Annotated in this window: 1 protein-coding gene; it reads left to right on the forward strand. The window is 60.9% G+C overall.

Features of this window, described 5'->3' with window-relative positions; all coding sequences use genetic code 11:
- Positions 1 to 499: urate hydroxylase PuuD (locus tag EN906_RS36715; RefSeq protein ID WP_164777733.1), on the forward strand; the 499-nt coding region annotated here is incomplete at both ends.

Raw genomic sequence — 499 nt, forward strand, 5'->3', positions numbered from 1 at the left:
GTGCATGGCGGCGGCTTCTACCACATCCAGAAATATCTCGTGGCGCCAGCCGAAATGCCGGAACACCTGACCTGGTTCAAATGGGAATCCTACGCCACCTGGCTGTCCGGCTTCGCCATGCTGTGCGTCGTCTACTACGCCGGAGCCGATCTGTTCCTGATCGATCCGAACGTGCTGCCGATGTCGGTGCCTACAGGCATCCTGCTGTCGCTGGCAACGATTGGCGTCGGCTGGGTGGTCTATGATCTGCTGTGCCGCTCGCCGCTGGGAAAAAGCGATACCGGCCTGATGCTGGTGCTCTATTGCGTGCTGGTGTTCATCGCCTGGGGGCTGACGCACCTGTTCACCGGCCGCGCCGCCTTTCTGCATCTGGGCGCCATCACCGCCACGATCATGTCGGCCAATGTCTTCATGGTTATCATCCCAAACCAGAAGATCGTCGTCGCCGACCTCATCGCCGGCCGCAAGCCCGACCCGAAATACGGCAAGATCGCCAAGC

The organism is Mesorhizobium sp. M7A.F.Ca.CA.004.06.1.1 (genome assembly GCF_003999135.1).
GTDB lineage: Bacteria > Pseudomonadota > Alphaproteobacteria > Rhizobiales > Rhizobiaceae > Mesorhizobium.